This window comes from uncultured Actinomyces sp. (assembly GCF_963526355.1).
Lineage (GTDB): Bacteria > Actinomycetota > Actinomycetes > Actinomycetales > Actinomycetaceae > Actinomyces.
On the sequence record NZ_CAUROW010000030.1, the window covers coordinates 1 to 25,309 of the forward strand.

The following is a 25,309-nucleotide window of genomic DNA, read 5'->3' on the forward strand; positions in this document are numbered from 1 at the left end:
AGGGCCCGGCGCGGGTAGCCCAGGCGCCCCCAGACCCGCAGCACCTCGGCGGTGGGGGCCTGGGCGAGCTCGACCGGCCCGGGCCAGCGCCGCATCCACTCCTGCCAGGCGGGGATGACGCGGACCACCGGGGTCTGCTGGCTCATGACCTCCGAGACGAGGACCTGCCACGGCGTCGTACTGGGACGGCGCCACGGCAGGTCGCGGGCGTGGGCGTCGTACCAGGTGATGACGGCCTGTGCCGAGGGCTCGTCGGGTTCAGGAGGCGGCACCGAGGCCGTTGCGGGCACGATACGCACGCAGGGCGTATCGGCATGCGTGTGGCAGGAGACCGGTCGGGCAGGCACAGTGCTCACCGTAGCGGCCCTGACCGCTTCGAGCTCGAATCATGGGTCTCGAGTTCGTAGGGTGAAGGGCACGAATCCTTCCCTCGCCCTTCGAACTCGACAGATCGTGAGCCTCCCGGGGATCCACCGCCCCATCATCCATCCTCGTCATCAGGGACGCGGCCCGTAGTGCGCCTGGGCTCCCTGCTGGAAGCCCGGGACGCCGCCCGGCTCCATGCACTCCCCCGCCCCCGGGACGTATCCACGAGCGGCGGCCCAGTTCCAGACACGGTCCAGCTCGGCGTTCCCCTTGCGCTCCATCGACTCATTGCTCAGACCGGACCAGCGCAGGCCGGGCAGGAGAACGACCCTGCCATCGGTACCGACGACGTATGCGTCGGCACGAGGGACCCGAGGCCTACCGGCGGCAAGACTGACGGCGGTGGCACTGGAGCACTGGACGAACAGGCTCGTGCGTGAGTGGGGCCAGGGGATGTCGCGTCTCCGACCAGTGACTCCTACGTGGATGCCGGAGGCGTCGAACACCGTGCTCGCCGACATCAGGAGCAGGACCGCGAGCAGCATGATCACCCCGATGAGCAGCAGAAGGAGGAAGGCACCGATCGTCCCCTCCTCACCGAGGTGGATCAGGTTCCACACCGCACCGGCCAGGCACACCAGCCCGAAGCCGCCCCCGACGAACAGGTGGAAAATGGTCGCTGCCGCCGCCCTGGACTTGAACACCACCTTGTCCTGCCCGACGGGGATCGGACCTGGCCCGGAGGAGTGGTAGCCGGGTGGCGGAGCCGACGTCGTCGGCTGCGCACCGCCCGGACCACCAGTGCCGTAGCCCGGCAGGCCGATGCCGGCCTGGCCGTACTGGGCGTGGGCGTCTGGCTGCTGGCCGTACTGGGCGGGGCGGGCCGGCTGATAGCCCGGCTGACCCGCTCCGGCCTGCCCGTACTGGGCCTGAGGACCGGGGAAACCAGCGTGATCGTACTGGTGCTGCTGGGCGGGGTGGCCGTACTGGACCGGTTGGCCGTACTGAACGGGCTGACCGGATTGTACAGACCGACCGTAAGAGGCGTTGACCGGCGGCTGGCTCATGAGTACCTTCCTCAAGGGCGTCTTCGGATGCACGGGGACCGGGGGAGCTCTCGCCAGGCTACTGCCTCAATCGGGTGCCGTTCACCGGGAGGACTCCCCATCACTGCACACCACGCTTGACAGTACTTGACGTCTACCTGCCACCGGCGAGGCGGCGCAGCACACGCACCCGCGGGGACCACGTCGCAGGACGGACGACCGTGCCCGTGGTCTCGCGTTCGGCGTTGTCGAAGAGGTCCTCGATGACGGCATCATGCAGAGGCTCGACCGCGGCCGGGAACATGAGGCGCATGGCTCCACGGGTCCGGCCGATGAGGACGTGACGGATGCGCGTGCGCCTCCCGTCCAGGGCGTCGAGGCTCAACTCGTGGGCGCCGATGATCCCGGTGCGCGGATGGAAGGTGAACCTCACCCTCCGACCCGGCTCGTACTCGCTGGCGTAGTAGCGGATGGCACCGTGCCCGCCGTCGGCTCCCGACACCAGGGGCCGGTCCAGGACCATCGGCGGCCAGTACCGCGAGGGCCAGAGCCGATCATCCTTCTGCCCGAGCCCGTCGAGCAGGACGCCCAGGGGCTCGAGCGGGGCGTTGATGACGCGTTCGTGAACGTTGCGGATCATGGGTGCTCCTCCATGGTTATCTCATGGTTATCGCATGGTTGTCCGGATGGATCGCACCCGATCATGAAGCCGCGCAGAGTCACGGCATGCCGCACCGACCGCGCCCGGCCCGTTGAGCCCGGACGGCTCACAGATGCAGGAGCATACGGGCGTTGCCCAGGGTGTTGGGCTTGACCCGGGCCAGGTCGAGGAACGCGGCCAGGCCGTCGTCGTGAGAGCACAGCATCTCGGAGAAGACGTCCGCGCCCACAGGTGTGCCCTCGATCGGCTCGAAACCGTGAGATCCGAAGAAGGGCTCCTCGAAGGTCAGGCAGAACACCCGTTTGAGCCCCATCTCCCGGGCCTGCGTGATGAGCTCGCGCAGGATCGCCGAGCCGAGACCAGTCCCCACGGCGTCGGGGTGGACGGCCAGGGTGCGCACCTCGGCAAGGTCATCCCACATGACGTGCAACGCCCCGCAGCCCACGATCCTGGGCACGGCCGAGGCCTCCTCATCATCTCCTCCACCATGCCCGACGACGCCGGGGACCTCCTCGGCGACGATGAACTCCTGGATGTCCTCGAAGTAGGAGATGAGGTCCTTGGAGACCAGGACGCGGCGCTCGGCATAGGGGCGCACCAGCTCTGCGATGGCGCGCACGTCCGCCGGGCGCGCCGGCCGCAGAATGCGGTGCGAGCCATCAACCCCGTAGACCTCGGCCCGGTGCGTCACCCGGCCGCCGGGCAGGTGTTCATCTGTCATGACAGCAGTGCTGCTCATCGTCGTCCGTATTCAGTAGGGCTCAGTTCTGGCCTCTCGACCCGCGAGCCGGCGCTCCACCGGCGACGTCGGGGCCGTGAGCAGACCGCAGCGCGATCCGGGCCAACATCCTGCCACGTTCACGGCTCATCGAGAACCGCCTCCCGCCTGGCCTCGGGCCTCGGCGAGCTCCAGGACGGCGCGGGCCGTGGCGTCATCAACGACGAGATCGGTGGCGGTCCGGGCGCGCAGCGCGGCCAGGAGAGCCCGGGCCTTGCCGGTCCCGGCGGCCACGCACAGGCGGCGCGGGATACGGGCGAGCTGAGCGGGAGTCGGGCCGGTGGCCCGGGCGTTGAGGGCCACATCGTGCCAGGAGCCGTCGGAGCGAAGCAGAACGGTGCACACGTCTCCGACCACGTTCTGGCGACGCAGAACGGCCTGGTCATGGGCGGTGAGATGCCCTCCCTCGTAGACCTGGGAGGGCAGAGCGCCGTCAAGGGCGTCCAAGGCGCCGACGCCGAAGACGGCCAGGCTCGCCCGGCGTGCGACCGCCAGCACCCGCTTGATCGAGCGCTCCGACCACATGGCCTCGCGAGTGGCCACGTGGTCGAAGAAGGCCGGCACTGGGAAGGAGATCGTGCGCGCTCCCAGTGAGACGCGCAGGCGCGCGAGGACCTCGCCGGCACTGGGGCCCTGGCGCATCGGGTCCGATGCGCCGTTGAGCTGGACAACGGTCAGTCCGGGGACCGGCCGCGAGGGCAGGGCGGCGGTGACCTCGGACATGGTGGTGCCCCAGGCGGCGCCGACGATGACACCCCCAGAACCATCACGGCCCGCGCCGACCTCTGAGGAATCACGACCGGCGCCGGCACGGTTCCCGGGCATCTGACCATCATCCCCCGAGATGGGCCGGGCGTCGCACTCACCCGGCCTGCCGTGCCCGGCCAAGGCCTCGATGATGTCGACCATGTGCCCGGCAGCGACCGCGGCGACCTGCTGAAGGCGGTGGATCTCAGTGGTGCCCTCGCGCACCGGGACGATGTGGGTGCGCACCCCGAAGGCCTGCGCCATCCGCCCCTCCAGGGAGCCGGCTCCGCCGGGCTGAACGAGGGTGACCCGGACGACGCCCTCCTGACGGGCCCGCGCCAGAAGACGGGAGACGGTGGAGCGCGAGACCCCCAGGTGGTGAGCGATCACCTCCATGGTCTCGCCCTGGACGTAGTACATGGAGGCCGCCTCGTAGACTCGTACAAGCCCTCCTGGGACGGCATCGGCCCCGGCTGCGTTGGCAACGTCGCGTCCAGTCACCTCGTCCCTCCCCTCACCACCGTCGGTCCGTTCGTCGCCGCGAGGACGTGAGTCTCACCCTCGACGGCGTCAGGCGCTCCCCGCCAGGAGGCATCTGCACAGGAGAACGGACATTCTTGTGGGGGCCCTTGACATCATATGCACATTCGTGCAACTCCCTTGCGCATTCTTCCACATGTGGTGACAGTAGTGACAACCTTCACGACGAAGCCGTGCAGGCGCAGCGGCGCACGGCAGGGCCCGATGCCAGAACCCGGCCTCAGGAGCGAGATCCGTCCCGTCCGGCCCCCTGGTCAACGCCGATCGGAACCAGGAGACCCCGCTGACTCGCATCGCCCCATCCAGTCTCATCCGGTCTTCACCCGACCTCGCAAACCTCAACCACCCGATCTCACGACACGTAGGAGCCCAGGAGTCATGATCTCCACCCGCACCCCCTCCTCGAAGAAGAAGACCTCCGCCGGCAGCGCCGCCGGCCCCTCGGGTCCCGCCGGACTCCCCTACCCCGCCCCCACACACGACACCGCGCTCAACGCCGCCCAGCGCGAGCTCGCCCTGGAGGAGATGTCCTCATCCGAGGGCCTGGATCTCCTCGTCGTCGGCGGCGGCGTCACCGGCGCCGGCATCGCCCTGGATGCAGCCGCCCGTGGCCTGCGCACCGGGATCGTGGAGATGGGCGACTGGGCCTCGGGCACCTCCTCGTGGTCCTCCAAACTCATCCACGGCGGCCTGCGCTACCTCTACCAGCTCAACTTCGCCCTCGTGCACGAGTCCCTCACCGAGCGCGGCCGACTACTGACCACCACCGCACCGCACCTGGTCAAGGCCCAGCCCTTCCTGTGGCCGCTCAGGCACCACTACGAGCGCTCCTACTCGGCCATCGGCGTGGGCATGTACGACGCCCTCGCCCTGGCCGGCGCCCGCGGTCGCAAGACCGTGCCGATCCAGCGCCACCTGGGGCGCAAGGGCACCTCCGCGCTCGCCCCGTCGCTGGACACCAGCGGACTGGCCGGCTCCATCCGCTTCTTCGACGCCCGCGTCGACGACGCCCGCCTGGTCATCGATCTGGTGCGCACCGCCGTCGGCCTGGGAGCCCTGGCCGCCAACCGCACCAGGGTCACCGGCTTCATCACCGACGAGCGCGGCCACGTCCACGGCGCCCGCGTCACCGACCTGGCCACCGGCACCGCTCACGAGATCCGGGCCAAGCGCACCATCAACGCCGCCGGCGTGTGGACCGAGGACGTCCAGGACCTGGCCACCGACGCCGGGGGCCTGAAGGTCCTGGCCTCCAAGGGCATTCACATCGTGGTTCCCAGGGAGGCCATCGACGCCGAGACCGGGGTCTTCCTGCGCACTGAGAAGTCGGTCCTGTTCATCATCCCCTGGCCCGAGTACTGGGTCATCGGCACCACCGACACCCCCTGGGACCTGGACGTCTCCAAACCCGTGGCCACCGCCGCCGACGTCGACTACATCCTCGAGCACGCCAACTCCGTGCTGTCGCACCCCATCACCCGCGACGACATCATCGGCGTCTACGCCGGCCTGCGCCCCCTGCTCCAGCCCAAGCTCAAGCCGGGTGCGGATGCCGCCTCCACGAAGGTCTCCCGCGAGCACACGGTCACCCGGGTCGCTCCGGGCCTGACCGCCATCGCCGGCGGCAAGCTGACCACCTACCGGGTCATGGCCTCCGACGCCGTCGACCACGCCCTGGGTGAGGCCCTGTCACACGCCCACCCCTGCGTCACGCAGGAGCTGCCCCTGGTGGGCGCGGCCGGCTACCACGCCCTGGCCAAGCGGGCCGGGCGGATCGCCGGCGAGCGCGGCTGGACCCTGGAGCGGGTCACCCACCTGCTGGACCGCTACGGCGACGAGACCCCGGCCCTACTGGCCTCCATCGACGCCGCCGGCCCCGAGGCGCGACTGGGCGAGCCGCTGGCGGAGGCTCCCACTTACCTGCGTGCCGAGGTCGCCTGGGCCGTCACCCATGAGGGCGCCGAGAGCCTCGACGACGTCCTACTGCGCCGGGTACGCCTGGACCTCTCGCGCCGTGACCGGGGCCTGGCCGCTGCCGATGAGATCCTGTCGATCATGGCGCCGCTGCTGAGCTGGTCGAAGGAGGACGTCGCCGCCCAGAAGGAGGCCTACGCCCAGCGCGTGGCCCAGATCGCCGCGGCCGAGGCCGAGCTGACCGACGACGCCGCGGTGGCGCACATCACTGAGCCGATCTAAGCCCCTGCTGGCCGAGTGAACCGCCCCGGTTCCACTCGGTCGAATACCCTCGTGCCGCCCGCCTTACCCGGCGGCGGGCAGCACGTCAAAGCATCATCCATCGAGAATCCGGACCACGCCGGCGCCATCCTAACCCGCACAACGTTGTGCAGAAAGCGAGCCGCAATGTCTGCAACCCTGCCTCAGATCCTCGCCTCGGAGGCCTTCGGGACGTTCCTCCTCATCCTCCTGGGCTGCGGCGTCGTCGCCGGTGTCGCGCTGCCCACCTCCAAGGCCAAGGACGGCGGTTGGATCGTCGTCACCATGGCGTGGGGGTTGGCGGTCTTCGTGGGCGTCTACGCCGCCTACAAGACCGGTGCGCACCTCAACCCGGCCGTCACCATCGGCCTGGCGGTCGCCGGAAGGGACCTGGCCGAGGGGATTCCCGCCTCGGCGACCAATATCCTCATCTACTTCGCCGCCCAGATGGTGGGTGCCATCCTGGGCGCCATCACCGTGTGGCTGGTCTACAAGAAGCAGTTCGACCAGAAGGCCGACGCCGCCGCCAAGCTCGGCGTGTTCGCCACCGGTCCGGCGGTGCGCTCCTACGGATGGAACGTCGTGACCGAGGCCGTGGGCACCTTCGTCCTACTGGCCTGGATCATCGCCTCGGGCAAGACCCCCTCTGGGCTCGGCCCACTGGCCGTGGCCCTGGTCATCGTCGTCATCGGACTGAGTCTGGGCGGCCCCACCGGTTACGCCATCAACCCGGCCCGTGACCTGGGCCCGCGTATCGCCCACGCCATCCTGCCCATCCCGGGCAAGGGAGGCTCGGACTGGGCCTACTCCTGGGTCCCGGTCGCCGGTCCGGTCATCGGCGCCGTCGCCGCCGGGCTCATCGTCCCCCACATGGCCGGCCTGTTCTGAGCCCGCACGGCCACGACAGCACGCGCCTGCACCGGCCGTGCGGCGCGCAGCCCCCACCAGTACCAACCGCACCCCCTCACAACGCAGTGAAAGGACAACTCCTTGAGCCCCAACAGCCCCGATGAGAAGCAGTACGTCCTGGCCATCGACCAGGGCACGACCTCCTCACGCGCCATCCTGTTCAACCATGACGGGGAGATCGTCGCCGTCGACCAGAAGGAGCACGAGCAGATCTTCCCGCGCGCCGGCTGGGTCGAGCACAACGCCATCGAGATCTGGGACAACATCCGCTTCGTCGTCAGCGGGGTCCTGGCCAAGGCACAGATCAACCGCCACGAGATCGCCTCGGTGGGCATCACCAACCAGCGCGAGAGCGCCGTCGTGTGGGACAAGAACACCGGCGAGCCCGTCTACAACGTCATTGTCTGGCAGGACACCCGCACCCAGAAGATCTGCGACCGCCTGGCCGGGGACGACGGCCCGGACAAGTACAAGGACCGCGTGGGCCTGGGCCTGGCGACCTACTTCGCCGGTCCCAAGGTCGCCTGGATCCTGGAGAACGTCGAGGGCGTCCGCGAGCGCGCCGAGGCCGGAGATCTCCTCATGGGCACCATGGACACCTGGGTGCTGTGGAACCTCACCGGCGGTGTCAACGGCGGAGTGCATGCCACCGACGTCACCAACGCCTCGCGCACAATGCTCATGAACATCGACACCCTGGACTGGAACCCGGAGATCTGCGCGGACATGGGCATCCCCGTCTCGATGCTCCCCGAGATCCGGCCCTCCTCGGGCGTGTTCGGCTACGGCCGCAAGAACGGCCTGCTGGTGGACACCCCCATCAGCGGCATCCTGGGCGATCAGCAGGCGGCCACCTTCGGGCAGGCCTGCTTCGAGAAGGGCCAGGCCAAGAACACCTACGGCACCGGCTGCTTCATGCTCATGAACACGGGCACCACCCCGGTGCGCAGCGAGAACGGGCTGCTGACCACCGTGTGCTACCAGATCGGGGACGAGCCGGCCGTCTACGCCCTGGAGGGCTCGATCGCCGTGGCCGGCTCGCTGGTGCAGTGGCTGCGCGACAACCTGGGCATCATCACCGACTCCAGGGACATCGAGGCACTGGCCGCAAGTGTCGAGAACAACGGCGGGGCCTACTTCGTGCCGGCCTTCTCCGGACTGTTCGCCCCGCACTGGCGCCCCGACGCCCGCGGTGCCCTGGTGGGCCTGACCCGCTACGTCAACAAGGCCCACATCGCCCGGGCAGTGGAGGAATCGACGGCCTACCAGGCCCGCGAGGTCCTTGAGGCCATGAATCGGGACGCCGCGGCCTCGGGGTCCACGAACGCAGCCCTCACCGAGCTCAAGGTCGACGGCGGCATGACCCGCGACGAGCTGCTCATGCAGTTCCAGGCCGACCAGGTGGGTGTGCCGGTCGTGCGCCCGAAGGTCGCCGAGACCACGGCCCTGGGAGCCGCCTATGCCGCTGGCATCGCGGTGGGTTTCTGGTCCGGGACCCAGGACGTCATCGACAACTGGGCCGAGGACAAGCGCTGGGAGCCGACCATGGAGGAGGCCGAGCGCGAGCGGCTCTTCCGCAACTGGAACAAGGCCGTCCAGCGCACCCTGAACTGGGTCGACGACGACGTGATCGAGTAACACCTGACACGAGACCGAGCAGCACCCAGCGACGCTCGGTCGGTGGCAGCGGTAGCAGCCGCTGAAGCGGCACCCCGGCGTCGCCGGCGAGTCCCCCCTCCCTTCGGGCCCGCCGGCGGCGCCATTTACCATGTCTCGGACAGCTGATGTGCAATATCTCCCGGTCGATGTGTCGCCGATGGGGACCTCTTACCCCGCGCACCGTCTCGCCTCCCCCAGTCTTCGCGTGCGTCAGTGCAGGTCAGCGCGGTTGTACAGGGGAGAAGCCCTCAGATCCGGGTTGAAGAGTCTCCCGTGATGACACGGCGACGGGTCCCGCGGGCTCGTCTAGTCCTCCCTTACACTGTTGCACCCCCTTAACGGATTGGTAGATTCCTGGACAGTGCTCCCCGGTCTGATCTGCGGGACCCTGCCCCGTTCCCGTCACCAGGAGTCTTGAATGACGACTCACCCGCCCACCGTCCACCCGCAGCAGTCCGCTCAGCCCACGCAGCCCCCTTCCGCCTCTACGCCAGCACTGCCTGTCGACGAGTTCCTTGATCTCTCCGGCTCCGGCGGCCCCGGGGGTGATGGTTCCGGCGAGCGACTCATCGACCGGATCGAGCACTCCGACATCGTGCGCATCGTCCTGGTGGGCCTGGCAGCGCTGGGCGCCTGGACGGCGGGCACTGTCGGCGCACCCAGTTGGGTGGTGGGCGTGGTCGGGGCTGCGGCCCTGGTGGTGGGGTGCTGGCCGCTCGTGGTCGAGGCAGCCGGCGACCTGCGCCGGCGGCGCATGAGCATGGAGCTGTCGATGCTGCTGGCCGTCGTGGCCGCTGCCGTGATCGGCGAGTGGGTCACGGCCCTGGCCGTGACCGTCTTCGCCCTGTGCGCCGAGGTCCTTGAGGACCTGTCGATGGACCGAGGACGCGATGCCCTGACGGACCTCATGTCCTTCCTGCCGCAGACCGCTCAGGTGGTGACCGGACCACACACCAATGAGACCACCGAGGTCCCCCTGGACGAGGTGCGCCCGGGGCAGGTCATCGCCCTGAGTCCCGGGGGCCGGGTACCGGTCGACGGCGTGGTGCGCACCGGCCGGGCCGACGTCGACCAGTCCCGGATCACTGGGGAGGCGTTGCCGGTCCAGGTCGGGCCCGGAGACCGGGTTCCGGCGGGGTCGATCACGCGCGGCGCCCTGGAGCTCGAGGTCGAACGGGTCGGGGAGGAGTCCTCCTACGGGCGGATCGTGGCGGCGGTGCGTCACGCCCAGTCCTCGCGCGCGCCGGTCCAGCGGCTGGCCGACCGCCTGGCGGCGCGCATCGTCTACCTCGCGCTGGCGGCGGCGCTGGCGACCTTCCTGGCGACCCGGGACGTGCGCGCCACGATCTCGGTCATCATCGTGGCCGGGGCCTGCGGGGTCGCCGCAGGCACCCCTCTGGCGGTCCTGGCCGCGATCGCCCGCGCCGCCCGCTGCGGGGCCTTCGTCAAGGACGGCACCCACCTGGAGAGACTCTCCACGGTCGACACGGTGGTGCTGGACAAGACCGGGACCCTCACCGTGGGAGCGCCCCGGGTCGTGTCTGTCGGCCTCGTGGGAGCCGCCGCGGAGTCAAAGGTTGATTCCGCCGCGGAGTCCACTGCGGGTGAGGACGAGGTCCTGGCCCTGGCGGCCGCGGCGGAGTGGAACTCCGAGCACCCGATCGGCCGGGCCATCCGCACCGAGGCCGCTGTCCGCGACCTGACGGTGCCGGTGCCGGACAACGTCGTCTACTCCCCCGGGGCCGGCGTGAGCGCTCTCGTCGAGGGACACCGGGTAACCGTGGGGCGCCAGGCGGACCAGGACACCACTGGGGCCGATGGTGACGCCGCCGTCGACTCCGGTATCGTCTTCGACCCTGAGGCTCCGTCGGCCACCTCGGTGGTGGAGATCAGAGTCGACGACCGGCTCCTGGGAACCATCACCCTGGCCGACCTGCTGCGCCAAGGCGCGGCCACCGCGGTGCGCGATCTGGGCCGCATGGGCCTGGAGGTTCTCATGCTCACCGGCGACTCATCCGCCTCCGCCGACCGCGCCGCCCGCGCGCTCGACCTGGCCGCCGACCAGGTGCGTGCCGGGCTCCTGCCTGCCGACAAGCAGGAGATCGTCCGCTCACTGCGCCAGGCGGGCAAGTGCGTGGCCATGGTGGGCGACGGCGTCAACGACGCTCCGGCTCTGAGCGCCGCCGACGTCGGCATCGCCATGGGCACCGGCACGGACGTGGCCCGCGAGGCCGGGGACGTGGTGCTCGTGGGCTCCGATCCGGCCGACCTGGTCGAGACCGTGCGGGTGGCCCGCCGGGCCCGCTGCATCATCATGGTGAACTTCGTGGGCACGGTCGCGGTCGATATCGCCGGCATGATCGCCGCCGGGCTGGGGCTGCTGGGGCCGGTGGCCGCGGCGCTCGTGCACGTCGTCTCCGAGTCCGCCTTCATCCTCAACTCGGCGCGCCTGGTTCCCCGTCCGGCCCGCAGGCGCTGAACGGCCCGGTCAACAGCGCCGACGGATTTAGCACACGCTCCCGGACGCAATACCGCTCCGGATGCCGTCGGGCGACACGGCGAACGGCAACAAGATCTCCCACTTTCGCTTAGAAACATGCACGAAAACGATGATCTACCACATCACATGGTGCACGATTCGCTATCTCCATGGCATGATCGTTAGGCCTTAGTACCCAGGACGCAGCACCGTGGCTGCCAGCCCGACCCCGTCCGCGACCTGGCCGATCTCATCAGTACTCGTAGTGGAGTAGTCATGACGCCAGCTGTCCTGTCAGCACTGCCGGCACTCCCGGCACCATTGGCCCCATCCTTGGCGGGCCTGCCCACCACCTTCACACCGTCGCCCACCGCAGTGGGTGGAAACGTCTACCTCACCGCCGCGGTGGGTCTGCTGCCGCTGGTGGTGTTCTTCGTCCTCATGGGGGTGTTCAAGGTGGCCACCCACTGGTGCGCGATCATCTCCCTGGCGGTCGCGGCTATCACCGCCGTCACGCTGTTCCACATGCCGGTGGGCATGACGGCCATGAGCGCCACCCAGGGCATGGCGATGGGCTTAGTCCCGATCGTTTACATCATCATCGCGGCCGTGTGGCTCTACAACCTCACCGACGTCTCGGGCAGGTCCGCGGATCTGCGGGCCGTGTTCAACGCGATCGGCAAAGGCGACATGCGCGCCCAAGCGCTCATCGTGGCCTTCTCGTTCTGCGGCCTGCTCGAGGGGCTGGCGGGCTTCGGCGCCCCGGTGGCGATCGCCGCCGCCATGGTGGCGACCCTGGGCCTTCCCAAGATCAAGGCCGCCGTCGTCGTCATGGTCGGCAACGCCATCAACGTGGGCTTCGGCGCCATGGCCATCCCCACCACCACCGCCGGAAAGCTGGGCGGTGAGGAGCCGGTGACGGTCGCCACCGCCATGGGGCACCTGACCTGGGTGTTCTGCGCCTTCATCCCGCTCATCCTGCTGTTCATCCTCGACGGGATGCGCGGCGTCAAGCAACTGTGGCCGCTGGCGATCGTGGCGGGGCTGGCCACCGGGGTCGGTCACTTCTTCACCCCCTCGATCTCCTATGAGCTCACCGCGGTGCTGGCCTCACTGCTGGGCCTGGCGGCCTCCTACGTCTTCCTGCTGGTGTGGAGTCCCAAGACGCCCGAGGAGTTCCGCTCCCACGTGGCCGCCGACGACGCTCCCGACCGCGAGCGCGTCGTTCTGGCCCTACTGCCCTACATCCTGGTGGTGGTCATCATCGCCGCCACCAAGCTGTGGACCCTGGGCGTCAACCTCGACAAGGTCTTCAAGGCCACCGATCTGCCCATGAAGTGGCCCGGGGTCTACGGCCAGCTCCTGACCTCCAAGGGCGATCCCGCCAAGAGCGCCATCTACACGCTCCAGACCCTGTCCAACCCGGGGACCTGGATCTTCCTGACCGCCATCATCGTCACCTTCGTCTACGCGGCGCGCTCGATTCCCGGCAAGTTCGAGATGAGCGTGGGTAAGGGCTTCGCCACCCTGGCCAAGACCTGCTACACGCTGCGCATGGCGATCCTGACGATCGCCGCCGTCATGGCCCTGGCCTACGTCATGAACTTCTCCGGGCAGACCTCCGCGATCGGTGCGGCCCTGGCGGCCACGGGCGCCGCCTACGCCTTCCTGTCCCCCGCCCTGGGCTGGGTGGGCACCGCCGTGGCCGGCTCGGCGACGAGCGCCGGCGCACTGTTCGCCAACCTGCAGGCCACCGCCGCCCAGGGCGCCGGACTGGACCCGAAGATCCTGCTGGCCGCCAACACGATCGGTGGCGGGCTGGGCAAGATCGTCTCACCGCAGAACCTGGCCATCGCCTCGACCGCGGTGGACGCACCCGGTACGGACGCCGAGATCCTCAGGAAGGCCGCGCCCTACTCCATCGGGCTGCTGGTGGTGCTGGGGGCGCTCGTGCTCCTGGCCTCCCAGGTCGGGCTGGGCGTCTGAGGCCGCCAACCGTTCACTCCCGCTACCGCGCACTGCGCCCCCGGATTCTTCGCGGCTCCGGGGGCGCAGCCTGCACTCCGGCTCCGACGTCGTTGAGCCCCACGTCCGCGAGGACGCACCTCGGGACTTGAGGACGGATACCCGGGCCCCGGTCCTCAAGCCTCAACGTACGTCCTCGACGGCACTCACGACCGACGACGCCCTCACGGGTTCCGTGGGTCTCACAGGCCTCGCAGGACCAGGCCCAGCCCCGAGCGCAGCTGGCCGATCACCTCATCGGACTCCGTTGGCGGGGCGTTGAGCAGGTCGAGGGTCAACCCGTTGACGAGGGCGGTCACCAGGCGCGCCCCCTCGGCGGGTGGCAGGTCCGCACGCATACGACCGGCCTTCCGAGCATCCACCAGAACACCCTCGACCCAGGTACGCATGATCCGAAGCGCCTCCCAGTAGGGATCGGCCAGCCAGGGCCTGGTGGATGCAGCGGCACCGAATGCGACCCAGGCGGCCGCGTCCTCGCGCTGCACGGCCCCGATCGGCAGAAGCTCGGCAAGAGCCCTCACCAGGGTCTCCGGCTGCGCGGGGTCGACATCATGAGAGACCACACGGTCGGCCTGGCGCTGGACGGAGCGGACGAGGGCGTCGGTCAACAGGTTTCGCCGGCTCGGCGAGCGGTACTGGACGGTGCCCGGGGCGACGCCGAGCCGGGCGGCCACGCTGCGCACACTGACCCGGTCGAAGCCCTTCTCGGCGATGATCGCGATGGTGGCGTCAGCGGTCATGCTCACGGCCGGTGACATCAGGGCGTTAAGGACCGATCGCTGGTCCGTTTCCTGGTCCATGACGCTGTCCTCCACGGTTGTCCGTCTCAGTGCCTTCGCAGGCGCCCTTCACCGTCGTTACTCCCACCGACTTCTCGGGCGCTCAAGAGCGGTTGCCTCACCAGACTATCCCTCATACGATCGTATGAGAACTGTCATACGGCCGTATGACAACAGCCGCTTAACGAGCGAGGTACCCCATGGAACACGCCGCCACACTCGCAGGACTCGCCCTGCTGGACTCCACCAGCCTGGGCACGCTGGTCATCCCGATCGCGCTCGTCGTGCGCAGCCGTCGCGTGGACCGCGGGCCGATGGCCATCTACCTGACCACCGTGTGCCTGATGTATCTCGGCCTCGGGATCGCCCTGGTGGCCGGCTTCGACCTCATCGGCTCCACCGCGGCACGCCTGGCCCGAACCGAGACGGCACAGTGGGCGACCCTCGTCATCGGTGTGGCGCTGGCGGGTTTCGGTATCCTCAGCCCCAACCCGCCCAAGCCCGAGCCCGGAACGGATTCCCTGGGAAGCAGGCCCACTCCCGCCTCGTCCGGGGCGATGGTCGTTCTGGGACTGGGGGCCTCACTCGCCGAAGCCGCCACCATGGTTCCCTACATCGCGGCGACCGGGATCATCGCCTCCTCCCCAGAGGCTTGGCCGGTACGGATCGTCACCCTGATCCTGTACTGCCTGGTCATGATCACACCCGCCCTCATCATGCTCGTCCTGGCCGATACGCTGGGGCAGCGTTTTCTACCCAAGCTGACCAGAATCGCCCCCAGACTGGAGTACGAGGCCAAGGTCACCCTCCTGTGGGTCGCAGCGATCCTCGGTCTCCACCTCGCCGCGCGCAGCGCAGGAGCCCTAGACCTGATGGGGTAGCCGCACGTGCGCGAACACATCTCTACTCACGAAGCGAAGCGAGAACCGCATCAACCGTTCGCTCAAGGCCTCCCTCTCCCAGGACCGCCTGAGAAAGCTCTCGCGCTCGCGCCCTGTACCGCTCCCCCTGCGAGCCGCGCGTCATTGCAGACAACCGTGACTCCAGCGCACGAGCATCCACATCATCGACACGCATAGGAGCGGGCCCCACCCCAAGATCGGCCAGCCGGCGACCGTGGTAGTCCTGATCGAAGGCAAAGGAAGCGACACATGAGGGAGTCCCACTGACCAACCCCGACATCGTCGTACCCGCACCCCCATGATGGATCACCGCATCCACCTTGGGGAACAACCACCTATGGTCCACCTCGCCCACACTGAACACATTCGGCGAGACCCAGCCCGGGGAGACATAACGTGAACTCGGCAGAATCACGTTAACCTCTGCCAGTTCCGCGGCCAACACGATCTCCTGCTCAAGGTGACGCCACAGCGCCTCACTGTTCTCACCCGGACTTCCAAAGCCAACATATGCGCACGGAGCCCCACCCTCGAGCACCTCCAGGACTCCATCATCATTCGGCTCGACACCAGGCCCCGCCTCCAAGGGGTAACCCGTCTGAACAACCCTGGGACCCCAGTCAGGAGCCCGTGGAACAAGCGTAGGGCTGGCAGCGAGAATCGTTCGCCGCCCCCCTGAAAGCTTTGAGCGAGGCGTTTTCACTCGTCTAGTCCTCAACCTCCGATCAACCTCCCTCGCCGCTGAGCGTGAAACACCGGTGACGAACCTCCAACCGAGACGCGCCCGCACCCGGCGCAACCACGCAGGAGCCTTCGAAGGTGTGACATACAAACATGACTCCGGCGACGACGACGGCATCACTCCACTCAAAGCAATGGTCACCATTCGGCAACCCACATGACGATGCACGGCTGCCGCACAATCACGCGTCAACACCCCAGTCAGCAACAAGTCATCTTTCTCGACTATCTCAATGAGCTGAGACACCAGAGCATCCTTGAGGCGGTCGATCCAGCGAGCAAGAAGCTTTATTTCAACAAGAGGATCGCGCTCAGAAAACTTTCCCCACCCCTCCTCAACAATCTCACGCATAGTTGCCATCGACAAACCAATCGAGTGGAACCGGGCTCCGCATTCTTCATCCACCAGCAACTCATAGTCACTGAGTCCGATGATCTCTGTCTCCACACCCAGCCTCGCCACACCTCGCGCCAGATTCACCATCGGAACAATATCTCCACGAGATCCGATAGCCATAATGACGACTCTCTGTGACGTTCGCCTATCGACCCCCACCTCATTAATCACAACAATCACCCCGAACAGCTCAGTACTTTTAGATACCACCCCTCATCCTACACCCCTGACAGCATCACTCAAGATATGCCGTCACAACATCACCAGAAATGCAGACACAAGGCGTACACCTCACCTCAAGAAGCAATACAGCCGCCTTAAACCGGGTGCATACGTAGTGTACCCCATCATTCTTCAAACCAGCATCGAACAGTCGACTTCCGCACGTTGTTCCGACACGCCCCACCCACCCCCACAGGCAAGAAATACTGCACCTTTCAAGATACTCGAGAAATATTTGAGCCTTGCACTAAGAGCTCCGGCGTCGGATCGACGATATTCCGCACCATTCGAAGATCGCGTTTCACCATCGACGACCGGTGTCGGACGCAGCGCCCGCCACCGAAGCGCAGTCCTGGCTGCGAAAGCACGTTCTCTACGACGACACTCACGGCCGACATCAATCCTCGTGCCCGCGAGGACCTCCCCTGAACCCTCTGAACAGATAACAGCAGCGAGCCATGACGCAATACCGGCCTGAGCTCCCCCTCCCGCCACCCCACGGGAACCGCCCGTCCAGACCCCTGTCGCCTCGCAGGGAATTGCACAATCCCGCCAGAAAACCCACCCCGAGCAACGGGACCAGCAGGACGGGAGCCAGGGTTGTCAGATGACTGCCATGACGGGACCGTAGCCTGAGATGCAGCCGAGGCCGCAACAGATCCTGTCCCCCGCACGGGCAGTCCGAGGCGGTCCTCGCGAAGTCTCAGCTACGACGTCGTGGAGGCATATCGTGCGAATCGCCCTTTTCGCCACCTGTCTTGCGGACACCATGTTCCCGCAGGCAGCGCAGGCAACCGTCACCATCCTGGAGCGGCTCGGCCACCAGGTCTGCTTCCCCGAGGGGCAGGTCTGCTGCGGCCAGATGCATGCCAATACCGGCTACTTCAAGCAGGCCGCCAAGATCACCCGCAACCACGTGGAGACCTTCTCCCCCGTCCTCGACGGCGAGTGGGACGCGATCGTCATCCCCTCGGGCTCGTGCACCGGCGCCGCCCGCCACGAGCAGGGCCTCGTGGCCGAGCACGTGGGAGACACCGCCCTGGCCAAGCGGGTCGAGCAGATCGCCGCCCACACCTACGACCTCACCGAACTGCTCACCGATGTTCTGGGCACCGAGGACGTGGGCGCCTACTTCCCGCACACGGTCACCTACCACCCCACCTGTCACTCGATGCGGATCGCCAAGGTGGGTGACCGCCCCTACCGCCTGCTCAAGGCCGTCGAGGCCCTCACCCTCATCGACCTGCCCGACGCCGAGGTCTGCTGCGGCTTCGGTGGCACCTTCTCCATGAAGAACTCCGAGACCTCCACCGCGATGCTCGCCGACAAGATGAGCAATGTGATGTCCACACGTGCCGAGGTCCTGTGCGCCGGCGACTACTCCTGCCTCATGCACATCGGCGGCGGTCTGTCGCGCGTCAATTCCGGGGTGCGCATCATGCACCTGGCCGAGATCCTGGCATCCACCAAGGACACCCCCTTCGAGGGAAACATCTCCTTCGCCCCCAAGCACGTCCAGCACACCGAGAGCTCCCAGTACACACAGGCGGTGACACGATGACACAGGTATTCCTGGGGATGCCCCACACGGGCGGCTGGCGCACCGACGTCGAGCAGCCCGAGAACACGCTGCGCTGGGGGCACACCTTCCCCGAGGGCGCGCACAAGACGCTGGCCAACACTCAGATGCGCCGCAACCTGGGCCACGCCACACGCACCATCCGCACCAAGCGCGCCCAGCGCGTGGCCGAGATGCCCGACTGGCAGGATCTGCGCGACGCCGCCGAGGCCGTCAAGTTCGAGGTCGCCTCGCGCCTGCCCGAGCTTCTGGAGCAGTTCGAGGCCAACGTGACCGCGCGCGGCGGGATCGTGCACTGGGCGCGCGACGCCGCCGAGGCCAACCGGATCATCACCGGCATCATCGCCTCCAAGGGGGTCGACGACGTCGTCAAGGTCAAGTCCATGGCCACCCAGGAGACGAACCTCAACGAGTACCTGGCCGACCGGGGCATCACGGCCCACGAGACCGACCTGGCCGAGATGATCGTCCAGCTCGCCGACGACATGCCCTCGCACATCGTGGTGCCCGCCATCCACCGCAACCGCTCCGAGGTGCGCGGCATCTTCCTGGACCGCATGGACGACGCCCCGGCGGATCTCTCCGACGACCCGCAGGAGCTCACGGCCGCGGCCCGCTCCCACCTGCGCAACAAGTTCCTGCACGCCTCGGTGGCCGTCTCGGGCACCAACATGGGCGTGGCCGAGACCGGCACGGTCTCCATCTTCGAGTCCGAGGGCAACGGGCGCATGTGCCTGACCCTGCCGGACACGCTCATCACCCTCATGGGCATTGAGAAGCTGGTGCCCCGCTTCCAGGACGTGGAGATCTTCTCCCAGCTCCTGCCGCGCTCGGCCACCGGCGAGCGCATGAACCCCTACACCTCCATGTGGACCGGCGTCACCGAGGGCGACGGCCCCAAGGAGTTCCACCTGGTGCTCATGGACAACGGGCGCACCAAGACCCTGGCCGACCCGGTGGGCCGCCAGGCCCTGGCCTGCATCCGCTGCGGGTCGTGCATGAACATCTGCCCGGTCTACCAGCACACCGGCGGGCACGCCTACGGCTCGGTCTACCCCGGCCCGATCGGATCGATCCTCACCCCCCAGCTCACCCAGGGGCTCGCCGACGACGACCCGGTCCACACCCTGCCCTTCGCCTCCTCCCTGTGCGGGGCCTGCGGCGAGGTGTGCCCGGTCAAGATCGACATCCCCACGATCCTCATCCACCTGCGGGCCCGCTCGGTGGACGTCAAGCGCCGCGCGGTGCCGGACGTGTGGGATGTGGCGATGAATGTCTCGGCACCGGTGATGTCCAAGAGCTCGCTGTGGGCGGCGGCCTCGGAAACGGTCAAGGCCTCCGCGCTGCTGGGCGGCAAGAACGGAAAGATCGGGGCCCTGCCGTTCCCGGCCTCACTGTGGACCGGGGCGCGCGACCTGCCGGTGGCGCCCTCGGAGACCTTCCGCCAGTGGTGGCGGCGTACCCACCCCGACGGCCAGACCCCGGTGGGCGGAGTGGCCGGCGGCTACGTCGTCGGCGTCGATAACGGCTTCCCGGCCGATCCGCCACCGCCTCCCGGCGAGCCGGTACCCGGAAGCGCGAGCGCCGACGGCGAGCCCGCCCCGGCCGCGCTGGACGCACGCTCGGCCATCATCAACCCCGAGCCGATCACCCCGGGGGCATCCGCGCCCCAGGCCCCGGCCGGCTCGACCAGTGAGGAGGAGTTGTGATGGATGCGAAGTCCGCGATCCTGGCCCGCGCTCGCGACGCGATCTCGCGGTCCCAGACCCGACCGGTGGGACCGATCCCCCGCAACTACATCCGCTCCGGGGAGAATCCCCCCGGCTCCAAGCCCGTGGTCGACGAGATGATCGAGAAGCTCGAGGACTACTCGGCCGAGGTCATCGTCGCCCCCAAGGACGCGGCGATCTTGGACGCCATTGACGAGTTGCTCGGCGAGGCGCGCACCGTCGTCGTACCCGATGGACTGCCTCAGGCCTACAAGAAGGCGGCGGCCCGCAACGGCCGCACTGTGGTGGAGGACTCCCGCAAGGAGGCCATCGCCACTCTCGACCTCAATGAGATCGACGCCGTGGTGACCTGCTCACGTGTGGGCGTCTCGATCTCGGGAACGATCGTCCTCGACGGCGAGCCCGACCAGGGCCGCCGGGCCATCTCGCTGGTACCGGACAAGCACGTCGTGGTCCTGGAGCGCGAGTCGATCATGCCAACGGTGCCGCAGGCCGTCGACGTCCTGGGCGAGCACCCCACACGCCCGATGACATGGATCGCCGGTGGCTCAGCCACCAGCGACATCGAGCTGGTGCGCGTCAACGGCGTGCACGGACCGCGTAACCTGCGCGTCGTCGTCGCTCATTGAGCCCCACTGGCCATCGGGAGACACTGGGACGATGGCCATCAACAACCGCCTGACCGGCGCCTCTCCCGCCTCGCAGAGGGAAACGGCGCCGGTCGGGCGCCTAACCAGCAGGATGCCCCCACCCGGCGGGCCGGCATCGTGTCCCTGGCCCACGAGCGCGGTTCGCTGGCTGTGGCCGATCCGCCCGAGCACTTCGGGGGCTCGCCCAAGACGATCCGCCGCGACCTGCGCCGTCTGGAGGAGGACGGGCAGATCGTGCGCGCCTACGGCTCGATCCGCGCCGTCGACTTCAACTCCTTCGAGACCGGCCAGCAGACGCGCGCCGTGCACTCCACGCAGAAGAGGCTGCGGATCGCCGCTGAGGCCGTGGCCCGCATCGGCCGGGCCAGGACGATCGTCATTGACGAGGCTGCCTCTGCCCGCCGACCGGGCACTACCCACCGACCGGCCGCTGAACGTCATCACCACCGCCCTGCCCACAGCCATGGAGATGGTGGCAGCTCCAAATCGGCCGCTCCGCCTTGGCCCGCTTCGGGCGGGTCAGTGACCTGGAACGCCTCATCACCGGCCACGAGCTGGGCGAGGCCACGTCCCGGCGCCTCGCGGTCTTCGGCCCCGAGGTCGTCCGGGTCCAGGCCGTGTTGCGAGGAACATTCTCGGGCCTGCTGCGACGCCGTTCCCACCGGCTTCGACTCGGTCATGTATTCAAGCGACGTGATGGCCATCGGCGTCCTGCGAGGTCACCTGGCGCGGCCCGCCCGGGGTGAACGTCCTGGCCGCCGACCGCACCTGTGAGGACCGGGATGCGCTGGACGCGAACGGCCCCGTCTCAGGTGGCCGGATGCTGGCGCAGGTCACGTGGACGACACGGCATCCCCACACCCCACCTTCGGGCTCGGCCTGCCCCGTACCCGCCCCGCGGGCCCTGCCGGTGGTCGATCTCCTCGCTCAACAGTCACTCCCGCAGCATCCCCGGCCCGCCTCCGCTGCATCCCGATGGTGGCCTGCCCGACTTTCCGACTCATCTCCCCGGGGATGGCGGGAGCCGGCATCGGACCGGCACCACCCGGGATCGACATCCGTCCCTCTTCATCCTGTTCCGGCTCAGGCTCACCGGTAGCGCCCGGGTCCTCCACGGCAAGGCCGAGGTGCACGACAACGGTCCCAAGCCGGCCGGCTCAGCAGCCCGCCGACGCCGGTATTCCACGGCTGGGGTCGCAGGCCCGGCAGCATCCATCCACCCATTTCCCACCTCCACGTTGTTCACTTTCCATGACAGCAGATAAGGAGCACTCATGACCGCCTCGCTGACTGAGTCCCAGCTGACCCCCGACTACAACCGGGCCGCCATCACCACCGGGATCGTCCACATAGGCGTGGGCGGTTTCCACCGTTCCCATCAGGCCGCCTACATCGACGGGCTCATGCGTCGACACAGCAGACCCGACACTCCGGAGGGAAACGGGTCCGGAGCACCGGAGGACAACTGCCTGGACTGGGGGATCTGCGGCGTCGGGCTGCTGCCCGGTGACGCGCGGATGCGTGACGCACTGGCAGGCCAGAACCACCTCTACACCCTGGTCCTCAAGCACCCCGGCGGACGGAGCGAGCCGACAATCGTCGGCTCGCTCCACAACTATCTCTTCGCACCCGACGACCCCGAGACGGTCCTGTCCCTCATGAGCGCTCCGACCACCCGGATCGTCTCACTGACAATCACCGAGAACGGCTACAACGTCGACGAGGCCACCGGCAAGTTCCGCACTAAGGCACCCGGGGCCGTTCACGACACCGAGCGCCCGGAGGAGCCCACGACCGCCTTCGGATACATCGTCGAGGCGCTGCGACGCCGTCGGGAGGCAGGAATCGTGCCGTTCACGGTCCTGAGCTGTGACAACCTGCCCGACAATGGGAAGGTGGCGCGCACGGCGGTCGTCTCCCAGGCCGCGATGAGAGACCCGGAGCTGGCCGACTGGATCGACGGCAACGTCGCCTTCCCCAGCTGCATGGTCGATCGGATCACCCCGCGGACCACGCAGACGGATGTCGAGGACGTGCACAGACGGCTCGGGCTCGAAGACTCCTGGCCGGTGGTCTGCGAGCCCTTCGCCCAGTGGGTGCTCGAGGACGACTTCCCCGCCGGGCGGCCCCCGTTGGAGGAGGTCGGGGTGCAGATGGTCGACGACGTCGCCCCCTACGAGCTCATGAAGCTGCGTCTGCTCAACGCCTCCCACCAGGGACTGGCCCACTGGGGACGGCTGCTGGGGATCGAGTACGCACACGACGCAGCGGCCGATGCGGACATCGCCGCCTGGGTGCGGGCCTACCTCGAGCGCGAGGCGCGCGCCACACTGCGCTCGGTGCCGGGGATCGACCTGGACGTGTATGTGGACACGCTCTTTAAGCGCTTCACCAACGAGGCGATCGCGGACACGCTCTCCCGTCTGGCGCAGGACGCCTCCAGCCGGATACCGAAGTTCGTCCTGGGCACGGTGCGAGACAACCTGACCGCCGGAGGGCCCATCCGCCTGGGGACGGCGATGGTGGCCGCCTGGGCCCTGGGCGAGGAGGGAGTTGACGACAACGGCGACGAGATCGTCATCGACGACCCGCTGGCCGACGAGCTGCTGCCCCTGGCGGCCGCGCAGAGGGCCGGTCACGACACGGCCTTCATCTCCCACGAGGGCATCTTCGGGGACCTGACGACCGATGAGCGCTTCCGACAGACCTTCGTCGAGGAGCTCGGGGCCCTGCGCCGCGAGGGCGCCCGGGCCCGCCTGCGAGCCCTGGCAGGTGGTCCCCGGAAGGCTGAGGCTCAGCCTTTCAACTCTGCGGGGGCATTCGACGCGTAGAGGTGCATCCACCCCCAGACCCATCCAGAAGCCGCCCACCATCCTTCGGCCGAGAAGATTTCACGCACACGGGTGCGGTTTCCCGCTCTCGCAGTGAGCACCTCCTCTTGACGCACCGGACCACCCCCGCCACCGGAAGGATTGCTAAGGCTTACCTTGCTTTCATGACTTTTGTCCCATAGCATGAAGGAGTTCGTGGGCCTCAGCGCTGAGCCATGGAGGCCGGTCGCCCCTCACGAGCACTCCGCACCGCGGAGCGTCCAGAATCAGACTCACGATGAGGTTTCCATGGTCAAGCGTCAGATTCCCAACCCGAGCGAGATCTTCGAGCTGCTCCACTTCAAGACGCCCGAGCTCAACCCCAGACGCCGGCGTCTCGCCGCCGCGCTGACCACCTGGGACCTGCGCAAGATCGCCAAGCGGCGCACCCCGGCCGCGGCCTTCGACTACACCGACGGCGCTGCTGAGGGCGAGGTGTCGCTGCGCCGTGCCCGCCAGGCCTTCCGCGACATCGAGTTCCACCCCGACATCCTCCGCCCGGCCGTCGACGTCGACACCTCCTGCGAGATCCTGGGCGGCCGCTCCGCGATGCCCTTCGGTATCGCCCCCACCGGCTTCACCCGCCTCATGCAGACCGAGGGCGAGGTCGCCGGCGCCGGGGCCGCCGGCGCTGCGGGCATCCCCTTCACCCTGTCCACCCTGGGCACCACCTCCATCGAGGACGTCAAGGCCGCCAACCCCCACGGGCGCAACTGGTTCCAGCTCTACGTCATGCGCCAGCGCGAGATCTCCTACGGGTTGGTCGAGCGCGCCGCCGCGGCCGGCTTCGACACCCTCATGTTCACCGTCGACACTCCCGTGGCCGGGGCCCGCCTGCGCGACAAGCGCAACGGATTCTCCATCCCGCCCCAGATCACGGCCGGCACCGTCCTCGACGCGATCCCCCGCCCGTGGTGGTGGTTCGACTTCCTGACCACGCCGAAGCTGGAGTTCGCCTCCCTGAAGTCCACCGGCGGCACCGTGGGCGAACTCCTTGACTCCGCCATGGACCCCACCATCAGCGACGACGACCTCAAGGTCATCCGTTCCATGTGGCCCGGCAAGATCGTCATCAAGGGCGTGCAGACCGTCGAGGACTCCAAGCGCCTCATCGACCTGGGCGTCGATGGCATCCTGCTGTCCAACCACGGCGGACGCCAGCTGGACCGCGCCCCCGTTCCCTTCCGCCTCCTGCCCGAGGTGGTCCGCGAGGTCGGCGAGGACGCCACGATCATGGTGGACACCGGCATCATGAACGGTGCCGACATCGTGGCCGCCATCGCCCTGGGCGCCAGGTTCGGGCTCGTGGGCCGCGCCTACCTCTACGGGCTCATGGCCGGTGGCCGCCAGGGCGTGGACCGCATGATCGAGATCCTCTCCGACGAGGTCATCCGCACCATGAAGCTCCTGGGCGTCTCCAGCCTGGCCGAGCTCGAGCCCCGTCACGTCACCCAGTTGACCCGCATGACCCCGGTACGTCCTCGGGTCAAGGCCGCGGCCGACGCCGTCGCCCGCTGAGTCCGGCCAGTCCCCCAGTCAGGACCCGGCGGAACCGGCCGGGCCCAGATCAGCCCTCCGCCCTGCGGCGGCAATCTCTGCCAGTCGCCCTCGGGCGGCACCCGGTGGCCCCGGAGCGACGATCCCAGCGGTCGTCCTCCGGGGCCACCGGCATCCTGCTCAGCGCCGGAAGCATTCCGGAAACAGACCGAAGGCTATGGTCGCGACCGAAGCACCCGTGTTTTCGGCAACAGGTCCGGGCCTCCTCCCATGCTGTGCGCCATGGGTCACCCGGCGCCCCGGATCGGAACACTGCGGTCGGCCCCTGTGCCATGACCGCTCACAGGAAGGGACAGTGCCATGACACAGTCCACGTCAGACTCCATGTCAGGCCCCACGTCAGGCGCCGCAGCAGCGATCAACGACCTCGAGGATGACGTCGCCCAGGCCGAGCGCCTCATCTCCAGCCGCTGGCGGCCCGCCACCCTGCGCACCACGCCGTCGAAGGAGGACCGCGG

The 25,309-nt window shown here is 68.4% G+C and carries 18 protein-coding genes and 1 pseudogene; 12 read left to right on the forward strand and 7 right to left on the reverse strand.

The window, feature by feature from the left end; genetic code table 11:
- From RWR81_RS07750 to RWR81_RS07770, 5 genes and pseudogenes are all read right to left on the reverse strand, one after another.
- Positions 1–272: pseudogene (locus RWR81_RS07750) on the reverse strand (A/G-specific adenine glycosylase); the annotation flags it as partial.
- Positions 273–497: 225 nt separating this feature from the next.
- Positions 498–1,433, reverse strand: coding sequence for a hypothetical protein (locus RWR81_RS07755; RefSeq protein WP_314456543.1), 936 nt, complete (start codon positions 1,431–1,433; stop codon positions 498–500).
- Positions 1,434–1,566: 133 nt separating this feature from the next.
- The gene (locus RWR81_RS07760) at positions 1,567–2,052 is read right to left on the reverse strand and encodes an SRPBCC family protein (protein ID WP_314456545.1); all 486 of its coding nucleotides are present in this window, start codon (positions 2,050–2,052) and stop codon (positions 1,567–1,569) included.
- 127 nt (positions 2,053–2,179) lie between these two features.
- Positions 2,180–2,812: an amino-acid N-acetyltransferase gene (locus tag RWR81_RS07765; RefSeq protein ID WP_314456547.1), complete on the reverse strand. Its 633-nt coding sequence runs from the start codon at positions 2,810–2,812 to the stop codon at positions 2,180–2,182.
- A 126-nt stretch (positions 2,813–2,938) separates the two neighbouring features.
- Positions 2,939–4,099: a sugar-binding domain-containing protein gene (locus RWR81_RS07770; RefSeq protein WP_314456553.1), complete on the reverse strand. Its 1,161-nt coding sequence runs from the start codon at positions 4,097–4,099 to the stop codon at positions 2,939–2,941.
- A gap of 417 nt (positions 4,100–4,516) precedes the next feature.
- On the opposite strand from RWR81_RS07770, the gene RWR81_RS07775 reads away from it, so the two are divergent.
- The 5 genes from RWR81_RS07775 to RWR81_RS07795 all read left to right on the forward strand — a co-directional run bounded on the left by RWR81_RS07775 (position 4,517) and on the right by RWR81_RS07795 (position 13,385).
- Positions 4,517–6,334 (forward strand): glycerol-3-phosphate dehydrogenase/oxidase, encoded by a 1,818-nt coding sequence (locus tag RWR81_RS07775; protein ID WP_314456554.1) that lies wholly within the window; start codon positions 4,517–4,519, stop codon positions 6,332–6,334.
- A 165-nt stretch (positions 6,335–6,499) separates the two neighbouring features.
- Entirely contained in the window at positions 6,500–7,240 is a 741-nt protein-coding gene (locus tag RWR81_RS07780) for an MIP/aquaporin family protein (RefSeq protein WP_314456556.1), read from the forward strand.
- Between the two features lie 102 nt (positions 7,241–7,342).
- Positions 7,343–8,899 (forward strand): glycerol kinase GlpK, encoded by a 1,557-nt coding sequence (gene glpK, locus RWR81_RS07785; protein WP_314456557.1) that lies wholly within the window; start codon positions 7,343–7,345, stop codon positions 8,897–8,899.
- 439 nt (positions 8,900–9,338) lie between these two features.
- Complete coding sequence (locus RWR81_RS07790; RefSeq protein WP_314456559.1) at positions 9,339–11,399, forward strand: cation-translocating P-type ATPase; 2,061 nt, start codon at positions 9,339–9,341, stop codon at positions 11,397–11,399.
- 276 nt (positions 11,400–11,675) lie between these two features.
- Positions 11,676–13,385 (forward strand): L-lactate permease, encoded by a 1,710-nt coding sequence (locus RWR81_RS07795; protein WP_314456561.1) that lies wholly within the window; start codon positions 11,676–11,678, stop codon positions 13,383–13,385.
- A gap of 221 nt (positions 13,386–13,606) precedes the next feature.
- On the opposite strand, the gene RWR81_RS07800 is transcribed toward RWR81_RS07795, so the two are convergent.
- The gene (locus RWR81_RS07800) at positions 13,607–14,224 is read right to left on the reverse strand and encodes a helix-turn-helix domain-containing protein (protein WP_314456563.1); all 618 of its coding nucleotides are present in this window, start codon (positions 14,222–14,224) and stop codon (positions 13,607–13,609) included.
- Positions 14,225–14,403: 179 nt separating this feature from the next.
- Between RWR81_RS07800 and RWR81_RS07805 the strand changes: the two genes are divergently transcribed.
- Complete coding sequence (locus RWR81_RS07805) at positions 14,404–15,084, forward strand: GAP family protein (protein WP_314456565.1); 681 nt, start codon at positions 14,404–14,406, stop codon at positions 15,082–15,084.
- A 22-nt stretch (positions 15,085–15,106) separates the two neighbouring features.
- Here the strand turns inward: RWR81_RS07805 and RWR81_RS07810 are convergent, their stop codons facing one another.
- On the reverse strand, positions 15,107–16,453 hold the full coding sequence (locus RWR81_RS07810; protein ID WP_314456567.1) for a glycosyltransferase: 1,347 nt from the start codon (positions 16,451–16,453) through the stop codon (positions 15,107–15,109).
- A gap of 742 nt (positions 16,454–17,195) precedes the next feature.
- Between RWR81_RS07810 and RWR81_RS07815 the strand changes: the two genes are divergently transcribed.
- The 6 genes from RWR81_RS07815 to RWR81_RS07840 all read left to right on the forward strand — a co-directional run bounded on the left by RWR81_RS07815 (position 17,196) and on the right by RWR81_RS07840 (position 24,812).
- Positions 17,196–18,026: a (Fe-S)-binding protein gene (locus tag RWR81_RS07815; protein WP_314456569.1), complete on the forward strand. Its 831-nt coding sequence runs from the start codon at positions 17,196–17,198 to the stop codon at positions 18,024–18,026.
- On the forward strand, positions 18,023–19,753 hold the full coding sequence (locus RWR81_RS07820; RefSeq protein WP_314456571.1) for a LutB/LldF family L-lactate oxidation iron-sulfur protein: 1,731 nt from the start codon (positions 18,023–18,025) through the stop codon (positions 19,751–19,753). The genes RWR81_RS07815 and RWR81_RS07820 overlap by 4 nt, the downstream gene beginning before the upstream one ends.
- The gene (locus RWR81_RS07825; RefSeq protein WP_314456573.1) at positions 19,753–20,403 is read left to right on the forward strand and encodes an LUD domain-containing protein; all 651 of its coding nucleotides are present in this window, start codon (positions 19,753–19,755) and stop codon (positions 20,401–20,403) included. Before RWR81_RS07820 ends, RWR81_RS07825 begins: the two co-directional genes overlap by 1 nt.
- A 135-nt stretch (positions 20,404–20,538) precedes the next feature.
- The gene (locus tag RWR81_RS07830; RefSeq protein ID WP_314456580.1) at positions 20,539–21,198 is read left to right on the forward strand and encodes a DeoR family transcriptional regulator; all 660 of its coding nucleotides are present in this window, start codon (positions 20,539–20,541) and stop codon (positions 21,196–21,198) included.
- A 500-nt stretch (positions 21,199–21,698) separates the two neighbouring features.
- Positions 21,699–23,255, forward strand: a complete 1,557-nt coding sequence (locus tag RWR81_RS07835; protein WP_314456576.1) for a mannitol dehydrogenase family protein — start codon at positions 21,699–21,701, stop codon at positions 23,253–23,255.
- 288 nt (positions 23,256–23,543) lie between these two features.
- Positions 23,544–24,812 (forward strand): alpha-hydroxy acid oxidase, encoded by a 1,269-nt coding sequence (locus RWR81_RS07840; RefSeq protein ID WP_314456578.1) that lies wholly within the window; start codon positions 23,544–23,546, stop codon positions 24,810–24,812.
- The last annotated feature ends 497 nt before the right edge of the window (positions 24,813–25,309 follow it).